The organism is Klebsiella sp. 64 (genome assembly GCF_018223915.1).
GTDB lineage: Bacteria > Pseudomonadota > Gammaproteobacteria > Enterobacterales > Enterobacteriaceae > Klebsiella > Klebsiella pneumoniae.
This window is the reverse complement of record NZ_JAGRQZ010000004.1, coordinates 13,181-34,178: the sequence shown is the minus strand read 5'-3', so window position 1 is coordinate 34,178 and position 20,998 is coordinate 13,181. Positions and strand designations below refer to the sequence as shown.

Here is a 20,998-nt window from a genome sequence, read left to right as displayed (position 1 = left end):
TTTACATGTAGGATACGTCGGTTTTACATTTGCTCAACCGATGAAGCAGGATTACCACTGCGCAAAAAATGAGTCAAGAAAAGGAAAAAAGTCGATCGGATTTTGTGATTCGCTGCAAATAAGTGAACAAAAAAACGCCAGTCGATTTGACCGTAGCGGGAGAGGATGTAAGGGGAAAGATACGGGCGACGACGTGCCGCCCGCAGGGATTACTCTTCGCTGAGGAACAGCTCCAGCAGCGAATTTAAAAACAGTTTACCGTGCTCGGTAATTTGCCAGTTTTGCGCATCTTCCAGCAGATAGCCTTCGGCGATAGCGGCATCGATTTGCTGACGGATAACCTGCTCATCAAGGCCGGTATACAAGCTGAACTCCGCGCGCGGCGCGGCCTCCAGCAGGCGAAAACGGTTCATAAAGAACTCAAACGGTTTATCCGCTTCTTCCACATCATGCTGACGCTCAAGGTAACGGCCTTCCATATACCCGCGCGGGTGGCGGGTTTTGGCGGTTCGCAGAATGCGTCCGTCAGGGAAGGTGATCTTGCCGTGCGCGCCGCAGCCGATGCCGAGGTAGTCGCCAAAGCGCCAGTAGTTGAGATTATGCTGACACTGGAAGCCTGGCTTAGCATAGGCGGACGTCTCGTACTGCTGATAGCCGGCGGCGCTCAGCAGCTGATGCCCCTGCTCGAAAATATCCCATAGCGCGTCGTCATCCGGCAGCACCGGCGGCCGGGAGCCGAACAAGGTGTTCGGCTCAATGGTCAGCTGGTACCACGACAGGTGCGGCGGGTTGAGGGCAATCGCCTGACGCAGATCGTCCAGTGCCTCCTCCAGCGACTGGTCCGGCAGACCGTGCATCAGGTCGAGGTTGAAGCTGCGCAAGCCGAGGCCGCTGGCGAGACGTGCTGCGCGCTTGGCTTCCTCCGGGCCGTGGATCCGCCCCAGGCGCTGCAGCTTCGGTTCGCTAAAGCTTTGTACGCCGATGGAGATGCGGTTTACCCCGGCGCGCTGATAATCAACGAAGCGATCGGCCTCCACGGTACCCGGGTTGGCTTCCATGGTGATTTCCGCCCCGGCGGCCAGCGGCAGGCAGGCGCGGACGCCATCGAGCAGGGTTTGCATGGCCGGGCCGGACAGCAGGCTCGGCGTACCGCCGCCGATAAAAATAGTGCCTATTTCCCGTCCCTGGGCATATTGCGCATCAGCCTGCAGATCGTTCAGCAGATGCTGGACGTAGTCATCATGCGGCACCTCGCCTTTCAGCGCATGCGAATTAAAATCGCAGTACGGGCATTTCTGCACGCACCAGGGAATATGGATATAGAGACTCAGCGGCGGCAAATTAGCCATTACGTAATGCTTCCAGTAACAGTTTCAGCGCCTGCCCGCGATGGGAAATGGCGCTCTTTTCTTCACGGCTCAGTTCGGCCGCGGTTTTACCTTCTGACGGGACGAAGAAGATCGGGTCGTAACCGAAGCCGCCATGACCGGCGGCTTGTCGGGTGATTACCCCAGGCCAGCTGCCGTGGCACACCAGCGGCGTGGGATCCTCGGCATGGCGCAGATAGACCAGCACGCAGTGGAACTGGGCCTGACGCTGGTCGTCCGGCACGTCTTTTAACGCGTCGAGCAGCTTCTCAAGATTCTGCTGGTCGCTGGCATCGACGCCGGAATAGCGTGCGGAGTAAATACCCGGCGCGCCGCCAAGAGCATCGACGGCCAGACCGGAATCGTCGGCGATGGCCGGCAGGCCGGTGATCTGCGCCGCGTGGCGCGCTTTCAGAATCGCGTTTTCAATGAAGGTCAGGCCGGTCTCTTCCGCAGAGTCCACGCCAAGCTCGGTCTGAGCGACGATATCGAGACCAAAATCTTCCAGCAGCGAGGCCAGTTCGCGCACTTTGCCGGCGTTGCCGGTAGCGAGGACGACTTTTTGCATGATGAATCCTGTTTATTCAGTTAGCGCCGCGACCGCAGTCGGGATCTGTTGTGGGGCGATGATTTTAACTTGCTTATGGCGGCCCAGCTCGCCTTTTTCAATCAGTACCTGGCTTTTGGCGACGCGGAACTGTTTGGCGAGAAATTTCACCAGGTGGGCATTGGCCTGGCCATCAACGGGCGGGGCGGTAATGGCGACTTTAAGCTCGTCGCCATGTACGCCCACGATGCTATCGCGGCTGGCCTTAGGCTGAATGTACAGCCTCAACACCAGCCCGTCAGCGCAGGTTTCAACGGCACTCATAGCGCCATCCACAGCCCCGGCAGCAGTACATTACCGGTGGCCTGCAGCACTTCGGCGATGCCCATATTGATTACGTACAACAGCAGTACCAGCACCATCGGCGAGAAATCGATACCGCCCATCGACGGCAGCAGGTTGCGGATAGGGCGCAGCAGCGGGTCCGCCAGCTGCATCAGCACATACTCCACCGGGCTACGGCCCTGGCTGACCCAGCTCATGATCGCCATCAATAGCAGTACCCAGAAGATCAACGAGCCGATGGTTTTCAGCAGAATAAGCAGAGCGGAGATCCAGATGATCGGCTGGAAGGTGATCACCATAAACAGCACGATCGCTTTGATGACGCAGAGAATAAATGCCACCAGCAGCGAGGCGCTGTCAATCGGCCCCATTGCCGGGATAATCCGGCGCAGCGGTCCGACAATCGGCTGCGTGGCTTTCACCACAAACTGCGAAAACGGATTGTAAAAGTCGCAGCGCGCCCACTGCATCCAGACGCGTAACAACACGACCATCGTGTAAAGCTCAATGACCGTTGAAAGCAGGAAAGTCAACGTCTTCATGGCGTTCCTCAGATTCCTTATTATTTGCTGTAGTCGCGCGCACCAAAAATGGCTGTACCGATGCGCACCATCGTGCTTCCCGCCGCGATTGCGGCTTCCATATCGTCCGACATTCCCAGAGACAACGTATCGACCGTGGGGTACCGCGTTTTTAATCGCGCAAATGCTACCGCCATTTGCCGGGCGACGGCAAACTGCCTTACATATTCTGACTCAGGCGCGGGGATGGCCATCAGGCCGCGCAGTTCCAGATGAGGTAACTCAGCGATCTCCGCCGCTAAGCCGTCGAGCGCTTCCAGCGGGATGCCGGATTTGCTCTGCTCATCGCTGATGTTAATTTGAATCAGCACCTTCAGCGGCGGTAAATGCGCCTGGCGCTGCTCGTTCAGGCGGGTGGCGATTTTCAGCCGATCGACGGTGTGGCACCAGTCAAAATGCTCTGCCACCAACCGGCTTTTGTTGGACTGCAGGGGGCCAATAAAGTGCCACTGCAGCCCGCTGACGCCAGCCTGCTGGAAATGGTTAATCTTCTCCACGCCCTCCTGGACGTAGTTTTCACCAAATGCCCGCTGGCCTGCCGCAATGGCTTCTTCGATCGCGCTCGCAGGTTTCGTTTTACTCACTGCAAGCAATGTCACTTCTTCTGGCGCACGCCCGCATCGGGCGGCAGCACCGGAGATTTTGTCCCGGACCTGTGCCAGGTTATGCGCAATATCGTTCATATTCCGAGGATGAGTTATGAAGCTGGAAGAAATCGTAGCCCTTAGTGTAAAGCATAATGTCTCCGATCTACACCTGTGCAATTCCGCCGCACCGCGCTGGCGGCGGCAGGGCAGGCTGGAGCCCGCGCCCTTTCCCGCGCCGGATATTGCGAATTTACTCAATGACTGGCTCGATGCCGCACAGTTACTGCACTGGCAGGAACACGGCCAGATTGACTTTGCGCTGAACCTGGCCTGCGGTGCGCGGCTGCGCGCCAGCGCCTTCGCCCATACGCGTGGGATATCGCTGGTGCTGCGCCTCCTTCCTGAACAGTGCCCGCGTCTGGACACGCTCGGCGCCCCGCCTGCGCTGAGCGAACTGCTGGCGGAAGAGAGTGGTTTGCTGTTGGTCACCGGAGCGACGGGCAGCGGCAAGTCGACCACCCTGGCGGCAATGGTGGGGCACCTCAATCAGCATCTTGATGGCCATATTCTGACGCTTGAAGATCCGGTGGAATTTATTCATCACAGCGAGCGCTGTCTGATCCAGCAGCGGGAAGTTGGCCGTCACTGTCCTTCGTTCGCCGCGGCGCTCCGCGTGGCGCTGCGCCAGGATCCGGATGTGATCCTGCTCGGGGAGCTACGCGACAGCGAAACCATTCGCCTGGCGTTAACCGCGGCGGAGACCGGGCACCTGGTAATGGCGACATTACATACCCGCGGCGCGGCGCCGGCGGTGGAGAGATTGATCGATGTCTTTCCGGCGGAGGAGAAAGATCAGGTTCGTAGCCAGCTTGCCGGAAGCCTGTGCGCGGTGCTGGCGCAAAAATTGTTACCTGCACGTCAGGGCGGGAGAGTTGCGCTATACGAGCTTCTGGTCAACACGCCAGCGGTGGCGAATTTGATCCGTGAAGGAAAAGTACATCAATTGCCTGGTGTGATGCAGACCGGGATGCAGGCCGGAATGTTGACCTTTACCCAGAGTTTTCAGCAACGTGTCGCTGCAGGCGCGCTATAAGATGAGAAAGAGATTGATATGACAGGTTAAATGATATGTTAGATGAATGTTTATTTGTTGTTTATTAATATTATTTGGTAATACAAATAACTTTTGATTATAAATTCAAATAACACATTCAGATTAGATATGTCGACAGTGAATACGCATTTCCAGGAAAAAAGTTTGATTATCTTTTGACAGCTTTGAGTCATTCGATTTATGCTGTTTGTGGGAATAGGATGATTCTCATGGAATAACGTTTCAGTTTGTAAATTACCTTGGTGATTTATAAATTCACGACTGTTTGTATCTTTTTTTATTCATTTAACCACCATGGCGGTGGGTAACAGCTAAGGAGAGTTTTAAGTGATTAATTTAAATGGAAATTCATCATCTTCTCGTCAGGTAACCTTTATTACCCACCCGTCGATTCAAAGCAAAGCCTTTGCCAGCTATCTGAGCGAAACCCTGATGGCACCGGTGGTTTTACAAAATATTAATAAACCGCTGGCGCAGCGTTTGGCAAAAGATTCTGTAATATTATTTGATATTGCAGTGTCAAATAAGAAATTAAACGGGGTGTGGCGGGATATTATTCGCCTGCAGGCAGATAATCCTCGTTTGTTGATTATTAATAGCGCACAAAAGTATGAGCTATACGAAATGGCGCAGTGGCCGGCTTTATATGGCGTGTTCCGTCATGACGATGATGAATCGCGCTTAATTGAGGGCGTTAAGGCCGTGCTGAACGGCGAGCAGACGGCTGAATTGAGCGTGATGCACCCGGCGATGTACGCTGCGGACCATGCATCGACTCCAGTAGAGAACTCGCCGCTGACCGAGCGGGAATGCGAGATCCTCAACGAACTGCGCTGCGGCGCAACGAACCTGGATATCGCCCGCGCGCTGTTTATCAGCGAGAACACGGTGCGGACGCACCTGTACAATGTGTTTCGTAAACTGAGCGTGAAAAATCGCACCCAGGCGGTGAGCTGGGCTAACGAACATCTGCGCCACTAAGCGGGTAAACGTGCGCCGTCAGCGGTCCGCCGGCGGCGCAGGAGGGCAGAGTTTAAAAGCTCTGCTCGAAGTAGCTTTCCAGTATGACTACGGCAGAGGCTGAATCGACGCTGCCTTTATTCAGCGCCCGGTAGCCGCCGTGTTCAAACAGGCCCGCGCGGGCCTCAACCGTACTCAGCCGTTCATCGTGGAGAAGGATCGCGACGCCAAAGCGGCCATGAATTTTATTGGCGAAATTACGCGCGCGCGCCGTCAGCGGTTGCTCGGTGCCGTCCATATTGAGCGGCAGGCCGACGATTACCGCCTCAGGCTGCCACTCTTTAAGCAGTTTTTCGATGACGTTCCAGTCCGGTTTACCGTCCTGCGCCTTCAGCGCCGGTAATGGTCGTGCGGTCGCGGTGATGCGTTGTCCCACCGCCACGCCGATGCTTTTGGTGCCAAAGTCAAAGCCGAGAAAGGTTCCGCTCATCACGCATGCCCCGCGACGCCTGGCATCGTCACAATGTCGATACCAATCAGTTTAGCCGCCTCGCGCCAGCGATCGGCGATCGGCGTACGGAAAAGAATATTCTGATCCGCCGGGGCGGTGAGCCAGGCATTATCTAAAATCTCCTGCTCCAGCTGCCCTTTCTCCCACGAAGAGTAGCCCAACGCAACCAGCACGTTGCCCGGCTGCCGATCGGTACCTAAGGTTTCAAGAACATCCCGCGAGGTGGTAATCACCGTGTTATCCGAGATGCGAATGCTCGAGGAAAAGTCAGAGGGCGGGGTATGCAAAATGAAGCCGCGGTCTTCCGCCAGCGGGCCTCCCAGCATCACCGGTTTATCCAGACGGATCTCTGGATTGCGCGGCTCCGGGACAATTTTGAGCTTCTCAAGGATCCCTTCCACCTGCAGATTTTCCAGCGGCTTATTGATAATAATGCCCATAGCACCCTCGTCGTTGTACTCGCAGATATAGACTACGGAGCGGCGGAAAATGGGGTCCTGAAGCGCGGGCATGGCAATCAGAAAGTGATGCTGTAAATTCATTGTCAGAGGTTCGTTCCTGGTTCAAAAAAGCAACACCCAGTATGCGGGCAAAGTAGAATGGTGTCGATGCACTTTATCTGGCTGGCGCCCGAGTGGCGTCAGGCTGGCAACGTTTCACGAGCGCGGTAATCCGCGCTCGCTGCGCCAAAAGCGGACGTTGGTCCGCCGTCGTGCTTATTTATCGATACGTCTTTCGATAGCGTCCATCAGCATACCGGTGATCGAAATATCCGGGAAGGCGGCTTCGATTTCGCGTACGCAGGTGGGGCTGGTGACGTTAATTTCCGTCAGACGGTCGCCGATGATATCCAGGCCGACGAAGATAAGGCCTTTGGCCTTCAGCGTCGGGCCGACGCGGCGGGCGATTTCCCAGTCGCTTTCGGTCAACGGGCGGGCTTCGCCGCGGCCGCCGGCGGCCAGATTGCCGCGGGTCTCGCCACCCTGCGGAATTCGCGCCAGGCAGTAAGGCACGGGCTCTCCATCCACTACCAACACGCGCTTGTCGCCATCTTTAATGGCCGGCAGATAGTTCTGCGCCATGCAGTAGCGGCTGCCCAGTTCGGTCAGCGTCTCGGCAATCACCCCAAGGTTTGGATCGCCGGCTTTAACACGGAAAATAGAGGCGCCGCCCATGCCGTCGAGCGGTTTCATGATGATATCGCCGTGCTTTTCCCAGAAGGCTTTCAGCTGGGCTTTATTGCGGGTGACCAACGTTTCCGGAGTCAGTTCAGAGAACCAGGCGGTGAACAGCTTCTCGTTACAGTCGCGCAGACTCTGCGGCTTGTTGACGATAAGCGTGCCTTTCTCTTCCGCTCGCTCCAGGATGTAGGTGGCATAAATAAATTCGGTATCAAACGGCGGATCCTTACGCATCAGGATGACGTCAAGGTCCGCAAGCGGCAGATCCTGCTCGCCGGTGAAGTCATACCATTTATCGTAGTTCTGTTCGACGCTCAGCGTGCGCGTCCGGGCGCGGGCTTCGCCGTTGATCAAATAGAGGTCGTTCATCTCCATATAATGGAGTTCATAGCCGCGACGCTGCGCCTCCAGCAACATAGCGAAGCTGGTGTCTTTCTTGATGTTGATGGTTGCGATGGGATCCATCACGATGCCGAGCTTGATCATGGTTCTTCTCCGTTAACGCCTCAACCTAAGTCGCCAAAACGCACCTGTAGGGCGGTGATGGCGGTGAGCGCAGTAGTCTCTGTACGCAGAACGCGCGGTCCCAACAGGATATCAGTAAACTGGTATTGCGCGGTCATCGCTATCTCTTCAGCCGACAGCCCGCCTTCCGGGCCAATCAGCAGACGGACGCGTTCAACCGGCAGCGGCAGCGTGTTAATGCTGGCGCTGGCGCGCGGGTGCAGGTTGAGCTTCAGCCCGCTGTCCTGCTCGGCGCACCACGCCTCCAGCTGCATCGCCGGACGTATTTCCGGTACCACGTTACGACCGCTCTGTTCGCAGGCGGCAATAGCGATTTTCTGCCACTGCTGGATCTTTTTCTGCAAACGTTCGGCATCCAGTTTAACGCCGCAGCGCTCGGAAAACAGTGGCGTTATGAGGCTTACCCCGAGTTCGATCGATTTCTGGATGGTGAATTCCATTTTTTCGCCGCGGGACATCACCTGGCCTAAATGGATATGCAGCGGCGATTCCCGATCGTCGGGTTCGCCACTGAGCACCTCAACCGTAACGTTTTTCTTACCGGCCTCGGTGATGACCGCGTCAAACACCTGGTTACTGCCGTCAAAAAGCTGTAGGTGCTGACCGGCGGTCATGCGCAGGACGCGGCCGACGTGGTTGGCCGCGTCATCGCTCAGCGCGATCTGGCTGCCGACAATGAGGCGTTCTGGATGATGGATGCGAGGAATGCGCATGCTTGATATTCCGTTCGTTGCGCAGATGCCAGCTTCCCGCCATCGGGCGGGAAGCACAGGGCTGCAAATTAACAATTGCCGCTAGTGTAGGTTAGCTCTTTTGCGCCTGGCAAGCCTGCTGGACATACGGATTATGGTTGCCCTGCACTTTCGCGATGCGCTCATCACGTTCACATTCCCAGGCGGTGACCGGGTACTGTTTATTCCAGGCGGTAAACAGCTGAGTTTGCTGGCGGGAAAGATTCAGCTGATAGCGGTCGCGCATATAGAAGTAGGTGCGGGCGATAGCGCCGCGAGCGCGGGCAGGGGGCTCGGCGATTTTATCTTTAAAATCGACCTTCATGGTGCACTGGCCGTACTGGCCTTCACCGCCGTTCCACTGGCTGTACATGAAGTTGCCGCGATCGCCATTCACTTCTCCCACCGCCGGCTGCAGGTTGTGCATGTCGCTTTCCATCTTGCGGTATTCCGGATCTTTGGCGCAGTTTTTACGTCCACCCTCCTGCCAGCACTGACGCTGATGGCCGAACTGCCATGCCGGCACTACGTGCTCCCATTCAACCCGGCTGGCGCGGTTCTCATTTTTACGCACTTTATAGCCGCAGGATTCCAAATCGATAACGCCTTTTTTCCCCTGCCAGTCGATTTTACAGCCGCAATAAAAATCGCCCGGAACGTCGGCATTCACTTTGACGCCAGCGGCTTTGGCCTGGGAAAAACTATTAATACCAGCGGCCGCAAGCGGACCACTGACTGCCGCGCTCAATACCGCTACGGCTAAAACATGCATACGGGACATCGTTAACTCCGTGTCAAAACGAGCCCGCAACGTAGCGAATGAGGGTGCCGGATGCAATCAGTCAGATCAGAAAGTTTCTAATTAATTCCGATGGTTATTTTTCAGCCACCAGCAGATCGCCGCAGCGAACGCAGCGGTAGGTGGCCTCGCCGCGAACCACCCGGTTATGGCGACGGACGGTGAGCTGGTGCTGCTGACAGCGACAGCGATAGGGGAAGGTGTTCTGGCGGACCGAAGCGAGTTCAAAGCGGTGGGTGCGACGCGCGGGAACGCCAAGGACGCTCTCCATCATCCATTTCCACTCTTTCCCGTGCGGCGCGACGCGGCCGAAATGCTGCCAGACCAGCAGGTGCGCCAGCTCATGCGGCACCACTTCATCGATAAACTCCCGCTGATTTTCCAGCAGTAGCACCGGGTTTAAACGAATTTCGTTTTTCTCCAGCCAGGCGGTGCCGGCGGAAGTACCACGCTGCTGGTAGACCAGCGTCGGTTCCGCATAGCGGCGTTCCAGCTTGCGATTCGCATTGGCGAGATGCTCCCGCAGGCTGCGCATGACGGCCTGCTGAATAGCGATGGGAATACGGGGCGTTTTCATAGCGCCAGAGGATAGTGCGGCGGAGGGGGGAGAGCAAGAGGAAGCTTCCTCCCGGGATGGGAGGAAGCTCAGGAAGGTTAATCGCGGGCACCGATCTCGCGCAGTGGACGACCCTGCATCAGGTTACGTTCAATATGTTCCAGCGAGACGTTTTTGGTTTCCGGGATCAGCCACAGCGTCAGCAGGATAAACAGCACGTTCAGACCGCCGTACACCCAGAAGGTATTGGCGCTGCCCAGCGAGTTGAGCATGGTCAGGAAGGTGGCGCCGACAATCATGTTGGCAATCCAGTTGGTCGCTGTGGAGCAGGTGATACCGAAGTCGCGGCCTTTCAGCGGCTGGATTTCGGAGCACAGTACCCAAATCAGTGGGCCGGCGCTCATGGCGAAACCGACGATGAACATCAGCAGCATTAGGACGGCGATGTACTGGGCGGTAGAGGAGTGAATGCCGATGTGCATCATCGTACCCAGGACGCCCATACCCGCGGCCATCACGATAAAGCCAAGGATCAGCGTCGGTTTACGGCCCCAGCGGTCGACCAGACCGATGGCGATAAAGGTGGCCAGCACGTTAGTCAGACCGACGATCACTGTCCCCCACATTTGCTCAGTGGTGTTGGCATAACCCGCCAGCTCAAAGATCTTCGGCGCGTAGTACATGATGACGTTCATCCCGGTGAACTGTTGCATCACCTGCAGCAGGATGCCGAGGAACACCGCGCGGCGGAAGTTGCTGTTGTCTTTAAACAGCGACCAGCCGGACTGTTTTACCTTCAGGCTTTCACGGATTTCATCGAGCTCGCGTTTCGCTTCGGCGCTGGTATCGCGCAGGCGCAGCAGCACGCGTTCCGCATCGACAAAGCGACGTTTGGCGGCGAACCAGCGCGGGCTGTCCGGCAGGAAGATAACGCCGATCAGCAGCAATACCGCCGGAATGATGATAACCCCGAGCATCCAGCGCCATGCGCCGCTGTAGCTGAAAGCGGTGTCAGAGAGATAGGCGCCAAGGATCCCGATGGTGATCATCAGCTGGTACATGGAAATCATACTGCCGCGAATTTTTTCTGGCGCGATTTCCGACAGATACAGCGGAGCCGTATATGAGGCGACGCCCACCGCCAGGCCGAGCAGCACACGGGAAACCAGCAGGATCTCGACGTTTGGCGCGGCGGCAGAGAACAGCGAACCGGCGACGAAGAGGATGGCGCCGATCATCAGGCTCTTTTTCCGGCCCAGTTTGAAAGAGAGCCAGCCGCTGCCGACCGCGCCGACGGCAGCCCCGAACATCATGGAGCTGACCACCCACTCCTGGGTGTGGGCGGAAATCTGGAACTCATTAGCAATAAAGGGTAAGGCACCCGCAATAACACCGATATCAAGGCCGAACAGCAGGCCAGCCAGCGCGGCGAGGAAACAGACGAAGAACGTCATAGTCTTGTTCGAACGCCCTTGTTTTTTGTTGTCAGGCATAACGCCCTCCAGTTGAGTTATTGATTCTGTCGATGGTTAGGGTAGGACACTCGTCGGTAAAAAAACGTGACTATAATCACGGCTGTGTAATCGTTTCCACAAAGGTAAAGAAACGTAATTCATTAAATGCTTTTTAAATCAGCAATATAAACAAGGATAGACGACATTTTGAAAAACGGTAATCAGAGTTGACCGAAACAATATGTAACATTGTGAAAAATGGGTACAGGAGATAGCGTCTTTGGGCAGAAGGTGACAGTCTTTACTATGTAATCGCTTTCATTTTGTGGCGGCCGCGCGTTGAAATGGGGGCGCAGAAAAGGGGGGGCGTAAATAAAAAGGCCAGCGCGAGGCTGGCCTTGAAGAGAGGAAGCGCGGAGATTATTTCAGACCGGCCGCTTCCCGCAGCAGCGCCGCTTTGTCGGTTTTTTCCCATGGGAAATGTTCGCGACCAAAGTGACCGTAGGCTGCGGTTTCTTTGTAGATCGGGTGCAGCAGATCCAGCATCTGAATCAGACCGTATGGACGCAGGTCGAAGAACTCACGCACCAGCAGGGTCAGCTGTTCAGAAGGCACTTTCTCGGTGCCAAAGGTTTCCACCATAATGGACGTCGGTTCTGCAACGCCGATAGCGTAGGAAACCTGAATTTCGCAACGATCGGCCAGGCCTGCGGCAACGATGTTCTTCGCCACATAGCGCGCCGCGTAGGCTGCGGAACGGTCAACTTTAGATGGATCTTTACCGGAGAACGCGCCGCCGCCGTGGCGAGCCATGCCGCCGTAGGTATCAACGATGATCTTACGACCGGTCAGACCGCAGTCGCCCATCGGGCCGCCAATAACGAAACGGCCGGTCGGGTTGATGAAGAATTTGGTGGACGCGTTGAGCCATTCAGTCGGCAGAATCGGCTTGATGATCTCTTCCATCACTGCTTCCTGCAGGGATTTCTGATCGATATCTTCCGCGTGCTGAGTCGACAGAACGACCGCGTCGATGCCGACGATTTTGCCGTCGTCATACTGGAAGGTCACCTGGCTTTTCGCATCCGGGCGCAGCCACGGCAGGGTGCCGTTTTTACGCACTTCAGCCTGACGCTGCACCAGACGGTGAGCGTAAGTCACCGGCGCCGGCATCAGCACGTCGGTTTCGTTAGTGGCGTAGCCAAACATCAGCCCCTGGTCGCCGGCGCCCTGTTCCAGCGGATCGGCACGGTCAACGCCCTGGTTAATGTCCGGAGACTGTTTACCAATGGCGCTCAGTACGGCGCACGAGTTGGCGTCAAAGCCCATATCGGAATGCACGTAGCCAATTTCGCGGACGGTGTTGCGGGTGATCTCTTCGATATCAACCCATGCGCTGGTGGTGATTTCGCCGCCTACCAGCACCATGCCGGTTTTGACATAGGTTTCACATGCGACACGCGCTTTCGGATCCTGCTCGAGGATCGCATCCAGCACGGCATCGGAGATTTGGTCAGCAATTTTGTCAGGATGCCCTTCTGATACGGACTCAGACGTAAAAAGGTGTTTTGCCATATTTTATTTCACCTGTGGACGATTCGGATAGCTCATACTGTTGTGTAATGTGGCTTTGGTGGATAATCAGCGCAAAGCCGCGCAGGTAGCGACACGAGCAGTCTGAGTGTTAATCAGTATAGACGGATTAACTTCTGGACGGCCATTTTAGGTCAAATCTTGAGCCCATTTCCAGCCTTTTTTGATGGCGGTCGCATTTATGGGAAAACCCGCCTGGCAAAATTTCCTGACAACCGCGCAAACAGGCACATTTTTATTTTGCTTTTTACCCCGCTTCTCGGTATAAAACGCCGCGCGCGGCTCATTAAAAAAGCGCACGGGGCATGGCCCTGTGGTGCCACTTCCAGCCGGGTTAAGCAGTCTGTATTTACAGAATCTCGCAGCGGCGTAGCGCCTGTTGCCCGGTATGTATAGCTTTGGCTTGTCGCCGACCCTGTCGCAGGGCGGTGTGGAGGTGATACCAGATAATGAACCAATGTTTTTCGTTTGATTCGTCGCGTCGTTCTGTCGCGCGTCAGCACTCCGCAACCTGCATCTCTCTCATGCAAACCAGCCGATGTTCACCCCATCTCGGCGCTTCTCAGGATTCCAGGGCCGGTCGGCCGTCAGAAAACTGAACAAGGGCGCTCTTGCCTGGCAAGAGTTTTCTCGTGGTTTCTCCGGACTGTCATACTCTGTTCGGCTACGTGTTTTACGATGATATGAATAAGAAACCGGTCGCGCAGTCGCAAAACCAGCAGATAGTGCTGGGCTTTAGGACTGTTCATGGGTTGTTATCGCATCTTTGGACTGCGATAGTAGTTAACTGTCTTACACTTATTATTAAAAATTGAGGTTCGCTATGTCTGACGACATGTCTATGGTTTCGCCTTCGTCAGCAGGCGAACACGGTGTACTACGTTCCATGCAGGAGGTAGCGATGAGCTCCCAGGAAGCCAGCAAGATGCTGCGTACTTATAATATTGCCTGGTGGGGCAATAACTATTATGACGTCAACGAACTGGGCCACATCAGCGTTTGCCCGGATCCGGACGTCCCGGAAGCGCGCGTTGACCTCGCGGAATTAGTCAAAGCGCGTGAAGCGCAAGGGCAGCGCTTGCCGGCGCTGTTCTGCTTCCCGCAGATCCTGCAGCACCGCCTGCGCTCGATCAACGCCGCCTTCAAACGCGCGCGTGAATCGTATGGCTATAACGGCGATTACTTCCTCGTCTACCCGATCAAGGTTAACCAGCACCGTCGCGTGATTGAATCGCTGATCCATTCCGGCGAGCCGCTGGGCCTGGAAGCCGGTTCGAAAGCGGAACTGATGGCCGTGCTGGCGCACGCCGGGATGACCCGCAGCGTCATCGTCTGTAATGGTTATAAAGACCGCGAATATATCCGTCTGGCGCTGGTGGGCGAGAAGATGGGCCACAAGGTCTATCTGGTCATTGAGAAGATGTCCGAGATCGCTATCGTACTGGAAGAGGCCGAGCGCCTGAACGTGGTGCCGCGCCTTGGCGTACGTGCGCGTCTGGCCTCGCAGGGCTCCGGTAAATGGCAGTCCTCCGGCGGCGAGAAGTCCAAGTTCGGCCTCGCAGCGACCCAGGTGCTGCAACTGGTCGAGATTCTGCGCGAGGCAGGCCATCTTGAGAGCCTGCAACTGCTGCACTTCCACCTCGGTTCGCAGATGGCTAACATTCGCGATATCGCCACCGGCGTGCGTGAATCGGCGCGTTTCTACGTCGAACTACATAAGCTGGGCGTCAATATTCAGTGCTTCGACGTCGGCGGCGGCCTGGGCGTGGACTATGAAGGCACCCGCTCGCAGTCCGATTGCTCGGTGAACTACGGTCTGAACGAATACGCCAACAATATCATCTGGGCGATCGGCGATGCCTGCGAAGAGAATGGCCTGCCGCACCCGACGGTGATCACCGAGTCCGGCCGCGCGGTGACCGCGCACCATACCGTGCTGGTTTCCAACATCATCGGCGTGGAGCGTAACGAATACACCGAGGCGACCCCGCCGGCGGAAGACGCTGCGCGTCCGCTGCAGAGCATGTGGGAAACCTGGCTGGAGATGCACGAGACCGGCAACCGCCGCTCGCTGCGCGAATGGCTGCACGACAGCCAGATGGACCTGCACGATATCCACATCGGCTACTCCTCAGGCACCTTCAACCTGCAGGAGCGCGCGTGGGCGGAACAGCTGTATCTGAACATGTGCCATGAGGTGCAGAAGCAGCTCGACCCGAGCAACCGCGCCCATCGTCCCATCATCGATGAGCTGCAGGAGCGAATGGCGGATAAAATCTACGTCAACTTCTCGTTGTTCCAGTCGATGCCGGATGCCTGGGGGATCGATCAGCTGTTCCCGGTGATGCCGCTGGAAGGGCTGAACAAGTCGCCTGAGCGCCGCGCGGTGCTGCTGGACATCACCTGCGATTCCGATGGCGCCATCGATCACTACGTGGACGGCGACGGGATCGCCACCACCATGCCGATGCCGGAATACGACCCGGAGAACCCGCCGATGCTGGGCTTCTTCATGGTTGGCGCCTATCAGGAGATCCTCGGCAACATGCATAACCTGTTCGGCGATACCGAGGCGGTGGACGTGTTCGTCTTCCCTGACGGCAGCGTTGAGGTTGAGCTGTCCGACGAGGGCGATACCGTGGCGGATATGCTGCAGTATGTGCAGCTGGATCCGAATACGCTGCTGACCCAGTTCCGCGATCAGGTGAAAAATACCGGTCTGGACGATGCGCTGCAGCAGCAGTTCCTCGAGGAGTTCGAGGCGGGACTGTACGGCTATACTTATCTGGAAGACGAGTAGCCGCTGATGCCCGGTGGCGCTGCGCTGACCGGGCCTGCGTATGTCGGCCGGATAAGGCGAAGCCGTCATCCGGCAGCATGCGATACTCACTTGAACCCGTATGCATTACCGGCGATAATTCACGCCAATAAGCGATTTATCTATCAAACCCTTCCTCGTCGGGCCTAACGACGCGGAGGGGTTTTTTTATACTTATTTTTTACGTTCCACGACTGTCAAAAGAGGTCATATCCATGAGCACTTTAGGTCATCAATACGATAACTCCCTGGTATCCAATGCCTTTGGCTTTCTGCGTTTGCCAATGAACTTTATGCCGTATGAAAGCGATGCGGACTGGGTCATCACCGGCGTGCCGTTCGATATGGCGACCTCCGGGCGCGCGGGCGGCCGTCATGGCCCGGCGGCGATCCGTCAGGTTTCCACTAACCTTGCCTGGGAGCACAACCGTTTCCCGTGGAACTTCGATATGCGCGAGCGCCTGAACGTGGTGGACTGCGGGGATCTGGTGTACGCCTTCGGCGACGCGCGCGAAATGAGCGAGAAGCTGCAGGCTCACGCCGAGAAGCTGCTGGCGGCCGGTAAACGTATGCTCTCCTTTGGCGGCGACCACTTCGTTACCCTGCCGCTGCTGCGCGCCCATGCCAAGCACTTTGGTAAAATGGCGCTGGTGCACTTCGATGCTCACACCGATACCTACGCCAACGGCTGCGAGTTCGACCACGGCACCATGTTCTATACCGCGCCGAACGAAGGGCTTATCGATCCGAACCACTCCGTACAGATCGGGATCCGCACCGAGTTCGACAAAGACAATGGCTTTACGGTGCTCGACGCCGGCCAGGTTAACGACCGCAGCGTTGATGACGTGATTGCCCAGGTGAAGCAGATCGTCGGCGACATGCCGGTGTACCTGACCTTTGATATCGACTGTCTGGATCCGGCGTTTGCGCCAGGCACCGGTACCCCGGTTATCGGTGGGCTGACCTCCGACCGCGCGATCAAGCTGGTGCGCGGCCTGAAGGACCTGAACATCGTCGGGATGGACGTGGTGGAAGTTGCCCCGGCCTACGATCAGTCCGAAATTACCGCTCTGGCGGCGGCGACCCTGGCGCTGGAGATGCTGTACATCCAGGCGGCGAAGAAGGGCGAATAAATCTGTTCCCGTCATACTTCAAGTTGCATAGGCGTGGGCAATAAATCGGCCCATCCCTGGGCCTCGTCCTTACGGGGCCAGCGCAAGCGCTGTTCAAAACGACTAGCCGTTTTGTCCTGCAACTTATTTAGGGTATAGACGCGTTTACTGCTGCTGCGCGACGCATACGCAGCAGCTGTGCGCCGCCGGCGCACAGCGTAATCAGCTGCGATGCCACCAGTACGGAAAAACCTGAACTGACCGATCCCACCGATTTCATCACCACTCCCATCAGCAGCGGAATAAACGCCGCGCAAATATTGCCAATGCCGTTAATGATCCCATAGGCGCTGCCCACCGCTTCGCGCGGGGCGTGATGCTGAACCACCGCGGGGATCGCTGCCCCCTGTAATCCCCAGAAAACGTTCGCCGCCAGCATAAACAGCGCCAGCATCGCCGGCTGCTGGCTGAGCATCAGCGCCAGCACAGAACCGGCGGTGAGTAGGCCGCCGATAATAAACAGCAGCGGCGCCTGCTCCGGGCGCATTTTGTCGAGGAGCACGCCGCCAAGAAACTTTGAGCCGAGGCTTAACAGAAAGGGGACAGCCGCCAGCAGGCCGGTAGCCTGTAGCGAGAAGTGGTGCTCGTCGCGCAGCCAGGCGGGCAACCAGGCGCTACTCCCCCACAGATAGCTGAGCGTGGCGATTTCTACCAGCAGGATCCAGCCTAGCAGCGGCGTACGCCAGGCGAGGGCAAAAGTTTGGCTAAAGCCAGGCTTCGCGCGCTGTGAGGTTACTTGTGGCGCGGGGAGAAACCGCCAGATTAATCCGCCGCCGAGCAGCAGGTTAAGCAGCGCCAGCGCGTAGAAGGAGCCGATCCAGCCAACGTGCGCCATCAGCCAGGTGACCAGCGGGAAGCCTACCGCCAGCCCCAACGATACGCCAAGGGCGGTCAGCGCATTCGGCTTGCCTATTTCATCAGCGGCGAAGTTGTCGTTGATAAAGCGCGTTTTCAGAGAGAACAGCGGCCCCTCCGCCACGCCAAGAACGATGCGCGCGATCAACATTCCCAGCAGTGAGCCGAGTAGCGGGGAAATGGCGCACACCAGCGCCCATATAGCAATGCTGCTTAAGAGTCCCTGACGATAATGCCATCTACTTTCTATAACTGGGGTTAATAATAATGCCGAAAAACCATAACCCAGAAGAAAGCATGTCATTAGCATGCCTTGTAACATTCTGTTTTCATTTAACTGAAAATGGGCAGCGAATTCCGGGTTAAGGATCATCACCGAGATATTAACCCGATCGACGTAGGAAATAATTATTAACAAAAGTAATGCTATTACCCCTTGCCATCTTGCCGCCATTCGTTGTCTCCACGCTTAATTTAATGATTGCCAGTTATTATTTTTTAACGCCAGAAATAGTTACATGAGTAAAATGGTTCACCTATGAAACTCATTGTTTTTAAATGATTAAATAAATAGCTGTTTCATGGGTGAAACACCATGGTTTCCGCTGTTGCCCATTTTTAATGATCGATTTGAAAAGAAGTCAATAGTCGTATGTGAAATTTAAATCGGCATTTTTATTTATAATGGATCACCGCTTTAAATATCATCATTTCATCTGAATGCAGTTTTTCGTGATCAATTGCACACTTAGCTAATTTAAAAGCCACTCATTAACAAATTCGTCACATTAATGCTTGACGAAACATTCACCGCTTTTATATTGACCGTATTAAATAAGAAACAGAGTTTCATATATGAAACAAAAGCCTGGAGGATTGCGATGAGCTGGATAGGCGTATGTGACGCGGAGCAAGTACAGGAAGATTTCCCATATAGCGGCAATATCGACGGTAAGGAAATCGGTATTTATCTGATTGATGGCGAATATTACGCGCTGGAAGACGTTTGCCCTCATGCCTATGCGCTCCTGAGCCAGGGCTTTGTCGAAGATGGCAAGGTGGAATGCCCGCTGCATGAGGCGGTATTCGACGTCAAAACCGGCCAGTGCCTGCATGGACCCGGCGGTCGCAACCTTAATCGTTACCCGGTGCGGGTATACGACAATCAGATCCAGATTACCTTTATCGAGGAGAACGTGGCATGAGCGAATCCCTGGACTTCAACCCGGCGCTACCGGAAAGCCGCCAGTTTACGCCACCGGCGGAAGGCGGAAACGGCAATATCCATAAGCCTGGCGACTATCACAATCTGATTTGGCAAACCCGCAGCCGGGTACCGGAAAACTGGGAACTGCAGCTTATCGCCACCCTGGAAACGTTGTTCGAGCAGGGCGCGGAAAGTCTCGGTGAACTGGTGAACGGCCTCAATGGCGTCAGGATGCATGACCAACAGGGCGAACCGTGGAGCGAAAGCAGCTTCCAGGCATTTTTACAGGTTAACGGCTACTGAGGACACAGCGATGACGACAACGGTACAAAACTATCTTGATAAAGGACTGCGCGGCCTGTGGTATCCGGTGCTGGCGAGCTGGGAAGTGCAGTCTGCGCCGGTAGGCATTACCCGTCTCGGCGAGCAGATCGTGGTCTGGCGGAATAAAGATGGCCAGGTGCAGGCCCTGGAAGACCGCTGCCCGCATCGCGGCGCACGCCTGTCAATGGGCTGGAACTTAGGCGATCGTATCGCCTGCTGGTATCACGGCGTGGAAGTCGCCGGCAACGGCGAAGTCAAAGACGTCCCGGCGGTGGATCGCTGCCCGCTGGTCGGCCAGCAGTGCGTGCGCAGCTACAGCGTGCACGAAGCGCACGGGGCAATCTTCCTGTGGTTTGGCGTCACCGCCGATCAGCAGCCTGATGAATTGAGCTTCCCTGAGGAACTAGCCGATAGCGAAAAATACAGTAACTTCCTGTGCACCGCGGCGTGGAAATGCAACTACCAGTACGCGCTGGAAAACGTGATGGACCCGATGCACGGTACCTATCTGCACTCGTCATCGCACTCGATGGCGGAAGGCGATCGCAAAGCCGATATGGTCCTGCAGCCGACGAAAACCGGCTTTATCTTCGAGAAAAAAGGGCAGAGCGGCGTTAACTTTGACTGGGTTGAACTGGGCAACAGCGGCGCCTACTGGATGCGTCTGTCTATTCCGTACAAAAAGCGTTTCGGGCCGGGCGGCCATTTCTGGATCGTCGGCATGGTGGTTCCGGAAGATAACGATAACTGTCGCGTCTTCTTCTGGCGCATCCGCGGCGTTCAGGGCTGGCAGCGCGATCTGTGGCGCTTTATGTACCGCAACCGTCTGGAAAAACTGCACTGGGAAGTACTGGAACAGGATCGCGTGGTGCTGGAAAGCCTGGCGCCGAACGCCCGCGATCATGAATACCTTTATCAACATGACGTCGGTCTGTCCCGCCTGCGCCGCATGATGCAGAAAGCGGCGAAAGAGCAGTTAGCGCTCCGCGAAGCGCAGCAGGGTGCCGCCTGATGAACGGCCTGCTAAACGGTAAACGTATTGTCGTCACCGGTGCGGCGCGCGGCCTCGGGTACCACTTTGCCGAAGCCTGCGCCGCTCAGGGCGCGACGGTGGTGATGTGCGACATCCTGCAGGGAGAGCTGGCGGAAAGCGCTCATCGCCTGCAGCGGAAGGGCTATCAGGTCGAATCTCACGCCATCGATCTTGCCAGTCAAGCATCGATCGAGCAGGTCTTCAGCGCCATCGGCGCGCAGGGGTCTATCGATGGCTTAGTCAATAACGCAGCGATGGCCACCGGCGTCGGCGGAAAAAATATGATCGATTACGATCCGGATCTGTGGGATCGGGTAATGACGGTCAACGTTAAAGGCACCTGGTTGGTGACCCGCGCGGCGGTACCGCTGCTGCGCGAAGGGGCGGCGATCGTCAACGTCGCTTCGGATACCGCGCTGTGGGGCGCGCCGCGGCTGATGGCCTATGTCGCCAGTAAGGGCGCGGTGATTGCGATGACCCGCTCTATGGCCCGCGAGCTGGGTGAAAAGCGGATCCGTATCAACGCCATCGCGCCGGGACTGACCCGCGTTGAGGCCACGGAATACGTTCCAGCCGAGCGTCATCAACTGTATGAGAACGGCCGCGCGCTCAGCGGCGCGCAGCAGCCGGAAGATGTCACCGGCAGCGTGGTCTGGCTGCTGAGCGATCTTTCGCGCTTTATCACCGGCCAGCTGATCCCGGTCAACGGCGGTTTTGTCTTTAACTAATAAGTGA

23 protein-coding genes are annotated in these 20,998 nt (G+C 56.4%); 9 read left to right on the top strand and 14 right to left on the bottom strand.

The features are described 5' to 3' along the window. Positions 1 to 209: 209 nt before the first annotated feature. The 5 genes from hemW to KHQ23_RS05060 are packed head-to-tail and all read right to left on the bottom strand — an operon-like array spanning position 210 to position 3,523. Positions 210 to 1,349, bottom strand: coding sequence for a radical SAM family heme chaperone HemW (gene hemW / locus KHQ23_RS05080; protein ID WP_004889776.1), 1,140 nt, complete (start codon positions 1,347 to 1,349; stop codon positions 210 to 212). Then, on the bottom strand, positions 1,342 to 1,935 hold the full coding sequence (locus KHQ23_RS05075; protein WP_002916615.1) for an XTP/dITP diphosphatase: 594 nt from the start codon (positions 1,933 to 1,935) through the stop codon (positions 1,342 to 1,344). Before KHQ23_RS05075 ends, hemW begins: the two co-directional genes overlap by 8 nt. Positions 1,936 to 1,947: 12 nt before the next feature. After that, positions 1,948 to 2,238 carry a DUF167 family protein YggU gene (yggU, locus tag KHQ23_RS05070; protein ID WP_002916614.1) on the bottom strand — a complete coding sequence of 97 codons (291 nt, stop codon included), beginning with the start codon at positions 2,236 to 2,238 and terminating at the stop codon, positions 1,948 to 1,950. Then, positions 2,235 to 2,801 carry a YggT family protein gene (locus KHQ23_RS05065; protein WP_002916613.1) on the bottom strand — a complete coding sequence of 189 codons (567 nt, stop codon included), beginning with the start codon at positions 2,799 to 2,801 and terminating at the stop codon, positions 2,235 to 2,237. The genes yggU and KHQ23_RS05065 overlap by 4 nt, the downstream gene beginning before the upstream one ends. A 20-nt stretch (positions 2,802 to 2,821) precedes the next feature. Next, positions 2,822 to 3,523, bottom strand: a complete 702-nt coding sequence (locus tag KHQ23_RS05060) for a YggS family pyridoxal phosphate-dependent enzyme (protein WP_211776953.1) — start codon at positions 3,521 to 3,523, stop codon at positions 2,822 to 2,824. Between the two features lie 16 nt (positions 3,524 to 3,539). Between KHQ23_RS05060 and KHQ23_RS05055 the strand changes: the two genes are divergently transcribed. Both KHQ23_RS05055 and KHQ23_RS05050 read left to right on the top strand, forming a co-directional pair. Further along, positions 3,540 to 4,520: a type IV pilus twitching motility protein PilT gene (locus KHQ23_RS05055; protein ID WP_023282988.1), complete on the top strand. Its 981-nt coding sequence runs from the start codon at positions 3,540 to 3,542 to the stop codon at positions 4,518 to 4,520. Between the two features lie 348 nt (positions 4,521 to 4,868). Further along, positions 4,869 to 5,522 carry a LuxR family transcriptional regulator gene (locus tag KHQ23_RS05050; protein WP_002916607.1) on the top strand — a complete coding sequence of 218 codons (654 nt, stop codon included), beginning with the start codon at positions 4,869 to 4,871 and terminating at the stop codon, positions 5,520 to 5,522. Between the two features lie 52 nt (positions 5,523 to 5,574). On the opposite strand, the gene ruvX is transcribed toward KHQ23_RS05050, so the two are convergent. The 8 genes from ruvX to metK form a co-directional block, all read right to left on the bottom strand. Continuing rightward, positions 5,575 to 5,991, bottom strand: a complete 417-nt coding sequence (gene ruvX / locus KHQ23_RS05045; RefSeq protein ID WP_002916605.1) for a Holliday junction resolvase RuvX — start codon at positions 5,989 to 5,991, stop codon at positions 5,575 to 5,577. Next, positions 5,991 to 6,554: a YqgE/AlgH family protein gene (locus KHQ23_RS05040; RefSeq protein ID WP_002916603.1), complete on the bottom strand. Its 564-nt coding sequence runs from the start codon at positions 6,552 to 6,554 to the stop codon at positions 5,991 to 5,993. Before KHQ23_RS05040 ends, ruvX begins: the two co-directional genes overlap by 1 nt. Before the next feature lie 174 nt (positions 6,555 to 6,728). Beyond that, the gene (gene gshB, locus KHQ23_RS05035; RefSeq protein WP_002916600.1) at positions 6,729 to 7,679 is read right to left on the bottom strand and encodes a glutathione synthase; all 951 of its coding nucleotides are present in this window, start codon (positions 7,677 to 7,679) and stop codon (positions 6,729 to 6,731) included. 20 nt (positions 7,680 to 7,699) lie between these two features. Next, positions 7,700 to 8,431: a 16S rRNA (uracil(1498)-N(3))-methyltransferase gene (rsmE, locus tag KHQ23_RS05030; protein WP_002916597.1), complete on the bottom strand. Its 732-nt coding sequence runs from the start codon at positions 8,429 to 8,431 to the stop codon at positions 7,700 to 7,702. A 91-nt stretch (positions 8,432 to 8,522) separates the two neighbouring features. Continuing rightward, positions 8,523 to 9,230 (bottom strand): deoxyribonuclease I, encoded by a 708-nt coding sequence (gene endA, locus KHQ23_RS05025; protein WP_002916589.1) that lies wholly within the window; start codon positions 9,228 to 9,230, stop codon positions 8,523 to 8,525. Between the two features lie 94 nt (positions 9,231 to 9,324). Beyond that, on the bottom strand, positions 9,325 to 9,825 hold the full coding sequence (locus KHQ23_RS05020; protein ID WP_002916588.1) for a SprT family zinc-dependent metalloprotease: 501 nt from the start codon (positions 9,823 to 9,825) through the stop codon (positions 9,325 to 9,327). A gap of 77 nt (positions 9,826 to 9,902) precedes the next feature. Further along, entirely contained in the window at positions 9,903 to 11,297 is a 1,395-nt protein-coding gene (locus KHQ23_RS05015; protein WP_002916587.1) for a sugar porter family MFS transporter, read from the bottom strand. Between the two features lie 381 nt (positions 11,298 to 11,678). Further along, entirely contained in the window at positions 11,679 to 12,833 is a 1,155-nt protein-coding gene (gene metK / locus KHQ23_RS05010; RefSeq protein ID WP_004149807.1) for a methionine adenosyltransferase, read from the bottom strand. 701 nt (positions 12,834 to 13,534) lie between these two features. On the opposite strand from metK, the gene yqgB reads away from it, so the two are divergent. The 3 genes from yqgB to speB all read left to right on the top strand — a co-directional run bounded on the left by yqgB (position 13,535) and on the right by speB (position 16,805). Beyond that, positions 13,535 to 13,666, top strand: coding sequence for an acid stress response protein YqgB (yqgB, locus tag KHQ23_RS05000; RefSeq protein ID WP_002916578.1), 132 nt, complete (start codon positions 13,535 to 13,537; stop codon positions 13,664 to 13,666). 8 nt (positions 13,667 to 13,674) lie between these two features. After that, on the top strand, positions 13,675 to 15,651 hold the full coding sequence (gene speA / locus KHQ23_RS04995) for a biosynthetic arginine decarboxylase (RefSeq protein WP_004149805.1): 1,977 nt from the start codon (positions 13,675 to 13,677) through the stop codon (positions 15,649 to 15,651). A 233-nt stretch (positions 15,652 to 15,884) separates the two neighbouring features. After that, entirely contained in the window at positions 15,885 to 16,805 is a 921-nt protein-coding gene (gene speB, locus KHQ23_RS04990; protein WP_002916572.1) for an agmatinase, read from the top strand. A gap of 127 nt (positions 16,806 to 16,932) precedes the next feature. Here the strand turns inward: speB and KHQ23_RS04985 are convergent, their stop codons facing one another. Next, the gene (locus KHQ23_RS04985) at positions 16,933 to 18,153 is read right to left on the bottom strand and encodes an MFS transporter (RefSeq protein ID WP_023278737.1); all 1,221 of its coding nucleotides are present in this window, start codon (positions 18,151 to 18,153) and stop codon (positions 16,933 to 16,935) included. 427 nt (positions 18,154 to 18,580) lie between these two features. Here KHQ23_RS04985 and KHQ23_RS04980 point away from each other — a divergent pair, with 427 nt between their 5' ends. The 4 genes from KHQ23_RS04980 to KHQ23_RS04965 are packed head-to-tail and all read left to right on the top strand — an operon-like array spanning position 18,581 to position 20,991. Next, positions 18,581 to 18,904 carry a non-heme iron oxygenase ferredoxin subunit gene (locus KHQ23_RS04980; RefSeq protein ID WP_004151769.1) on the top strand — a complete coding sequence of 108 codons (324 nt, stop codon included), beginning with the start codon at positions 18,581 to 18,583 and terminating at the stop codon, positions 18,902 to 18,904. Further along, positions 18,901 to 19,209 (top strand): recombinase-like helix-turn-helix domain-containing protein, encoded by a 309-nt coding sequence (locus KHQ23_RS04975; RefSeq protein WP_004144765.1) that lies wholly within the window; start codon positions 18,901 to 18,903, stop codon positions 19,207 to 19,209. The genes KHQ23_RS04980 and KHQ23_RS04975 overlap by 4 nt, the downstream gene beginning before the upstream one ends. 10 nt (positions 19,210 to 19,219) lie before the next feature. Beyond that, on the top strand, positions 19,220 to 20,242 hold the full coding sequence (locus KHQ23_RS04970) for an aromatic ring-hydroxylating dioxygenase subunit alpha (RefSeq protein WP_004151770.1): 1,023 nt from the start codon (positions 19,220 to 19,222) through the stop codon (positions 20,240 to 20,242). After that, complete coding sequence (locus KHQ23_RS04965; RefSeq protein WP_004151771.1) at positions 20,242 to 20,991, top strand: SDR family oxidoreductase; 750 nt, start codon at positions 20,242 to 20,244, stop codon at positions 20,989 to 20,991. The genes KHQ23_RS04970 and KHQ23_RS04965 overlap by 1 nt, the downstream gene beginning before the upstream one ends. Positions 20,992 to 20,998 lie beyond the last annotated feature (7 nt).

Coding starts and splice junctions, on each gene's coding strand:
- KHQ23_RS04965 (WP_004151771.1), top strand. CDS start 20,242: ATGAACGGCCTGCTAAACGGTAAACGTATTGTCGTCACCGGTGCGGCG.
- KHQ23_RS04985 (WP_023278737.1), bottom strand. CDS start 18,153: ATGGCGGCAAGATGGCAAGGGGTAATAGCATTACTTTTGTTAATAATT.
- hemW (WP_004889776.1), bottom strand. CDS start 1,349: ATGGCTAATTTGCCGCCGCTGAGTCTCTATATCCATATTCCCTGGTGC.
- KHQ23_RS05055 (WP_023282988.1), top strand. CDS start 3,540: ATGAAGCTGGAAGAAATCGTAGCCCTTAGTGTAAAGCATAATGTCTCC.
- yggU (WP_002916614.1), bottom strand. CDS start 2,238: ATGAGTGCCGTTGAAACCTGCGCTGACGGGCTGGTGTTGAGGCTGTAC.
- endA (WP_002916589.1), bottom strand. CDS start 9,230: ATGTCCCGTATGCATGTTTTAGCCGTAGCGGTATTGAGCGCGGCAGTC.
- KHQ23_RS04970 (WP_004151770.1), top strand. CDS start 19,220: ATGACGACAACGGTACAAAACTATCTTGATAAAGGACTGCGCGGCCTG.
- KHQ23_RS04975 (WP_004144765.1), top strand. CDS start 18,901: ATGAGCGAATCCCTGGACTTCAACCCGGCGCTACCGGAAAGCCGCCAG.
- ruvX (WP_002916605.1), bottom strand. CDS start 5,991: ATGAGCGGAACCTTTCTCGGCTTTGACTTTGGCACCAAAAGCATCGGC.
- speB (WP_002916572.1), top strand. CDS start 15,885: ATGAGCACTTTAGGTCATCAATACGATAACTCCCTGGTATCCAATGCC.
- KHQ23_RS05015 (WP_002916587.1), bottom strand. CDS start 11,297: ATGCCTGACAACAAAAAACAAGGGCGTTCGAACAAGACTATGACGTTC.
- KHQ23_RS04980 (WP_004151769.1), top strand. CDS start 18,581: ATGAGCTGGATAGGCGTATGTGACGCGGAGCAAGTACAGGAAGATTTC.
- KHQ23_RS05020 (WP_002916588.1), bottom strand. CDS start 9,825: ATGAAAACGCCCCGTATTCCCATCGCTATTCAGCAGGCCGTCATGCGC.
- KHQ23_RS05040 (WP_002916603.1), bottom strand. CDS start 6,554: ATGAATTTACAGCATCACTTTCTGATTGCCATGCCCGCGCTTCAGGAC.
- KHQ23_RS05060 (WP_211776953.1), bottom strand. CDS start 3,523: ATGAACGATATTGCGCATAACCTGGCACAGGTCCGGGACAAAATCTCC.
- rsmE (WP_002916597.1), bottom strand. CDS start 8,431: ATGCGCATTCCTCGCATCCATCATCCAGAACGCCTCATTGTCGGCAGC.
- gshB (WP_002916600.1), bottom strand. CDS start 7,679: ATGATCAAGCTCGGCATCGTGATGGATCCCATCGCAACCATCAACATC.
- metK (WP_004149807.1), bottom strand. CDS start 12,833: ATGGCAAAACACCTTTTTACGTCTGAGTCCGTATCAGAAGGGCATCCT.
- KHQ23_RS05065 (WP_002916613.1), bottom strand. CDS start 2,801: ATGAAGACGTTGACTTTCCTGCTTTCAACGGTCATTGAGCTTTACACG.
- speA (WP_004149805.1), top strand. CDS start 13,675: ATGTCTGACGACATGTCTATGGTTTCGCCTTCGTCAGCAGGCGAACAC.
- yqgB (WP_002916578.1), top strand. CDS start 13,535: ATGAATAAGAAACCGGTCGCGCAGTCGCAAAACCAGCAGATAGTGCTG.
- KHQ23_RS05075 (WP_002916615.1), bottom strand. CDS start 1,935: ATGCAAAAAGTCGTCCTCGCTACCGGCAACGCCGGCAAAGTGCGCGAA.